At 64.8% G+C, this 1,399-nt stretch carries 1 protein-coding gene; it reads left to right on the plus strand.

Going from position 1 to position 1,399, the window contains the following annotated elements; all coding sequences use genetic code 11:
• The coding region (gene treS / locus CHF16_RS39015) for a maltose alpha-D-glucosyltransferase (RefSeq protein WP_089331221.1) at nucleotides 1–1,399 on the plus strand (1,399 nt) is incomplete at both ends.

Genomic DNA, 1,399 nt, shown 5'->3' on the forward strand with positions numbered 1-1,399 from the left:
CCCACTGGTTCAAGACGGCGGTGTTCTACGAGGTGTCGGTGCGGGGATTCGCCGACTCCAACAACGACGGCTACGGCGACCTGCGCGGGCTCATCTCCAAACTCGACCACCTGCAATGGCTGGGCATCGACTGCCTGTGGCTGCTGCCCATCTACCAGTCACCGCTCAAGGACGGCGGCTACGACATCGCGAACTACACCAGCATCCTTCCCGAATTCGGGGAACTCGGTGACTTCGTGGAACTCATCGAGCAGGCCCATGCGCGCGGTATCCGGGTGATCGCGGACCTGGTGATGAACCACACCTCCGACCAGCACCCCTGGTTCCAGGCCTCGCGCACCGACCCCGACGGCCCGTTCGGCGACTTCTACATGTGGGCCGACGACGACACCGGCTACCCCGACGCCCGCATCATCTTCGTCGACACCGAATCCTCCAACTGGACCTACGACCCCGTCCGCGGCCAGTACTACTGGCACCGCTTCTTCTCCCACCAACCCGACCTCAACTACGACAACCCCGACGTCCAGGACGCCATGCTGGAGAACCTGCGCTTCTGGCTCGACCTGGGCATCGACGGCTTCCGCCTGGACGCCGTCCCCTACCTGTACGCCCGCGAAGGCACCAACTGCGAGAACCTCCCCGAAACCCACGCCTACCTCAAACGCGTCCGCGCCGAAGTCGACCGCCTCTACCCCGACCGCGTCCTGCTCGCCGAGGCCAACCAATGGCCCGCCGACGTCGTGGAGTACTTCGGCGACCCCGCCGCCGGCGGCGACGAATGCCACATGGCCTTCCACTTCCCCGTCATGCCCCGCATCTTCATGGCCGTCCGCCGCGAACAGCGCTACCCCATCTCCGAAATCATGGCCCAAACCCCCAAAATCCCCGAATCCTGCCAATGGGGAATCTTCCTCCGCAACCACGACGAACTCACCCTGGAGATGGTCACCGACGAAGAACGCGACTACATGTACACCGAATACGCCAAAGACCCCCGCATGAAAGCCAACATCGGCATCCGCCGCCGCCTGGCCCCCCTCCTGGACAACGACCGCAACCAACTCGAACTCTTCACCGCCCTCCTGCTCTCCCTCCCCGGCTCACCCGTCCTGTACTACGGCGACGAAATCGGCATGGGCGACAACATCTGGCTCGGCGACCGCGACGCCGTCCGCACCCCCATGCAATGGACCCCCGACCGCAACGCCGGCTTCTCCCAGTGCGACCCCGCCCGCCTCTACCTGCCCGTCATCATGGACCCCATCTACGGCTACCAAGCCGTCAACGTCGAAGCACAGGCCAACAACCCCGGCTCCCTGCTGCACTGGACCCGCAAAATGATCGAGATCCGGCAGCGCCACCCCGTCTTCGGCGTCGGCTCCTACGTCGAACTGTC

Source organism: Actinomadura meyerae (assembly GCF_900188445.1).
Classification (GTDB): Bacteria; Actinomycetota; Actinomycetes; order Streptosporangiales; family Streptosporangiaceae; genus Spirillospora; species Spirillospora meyerae.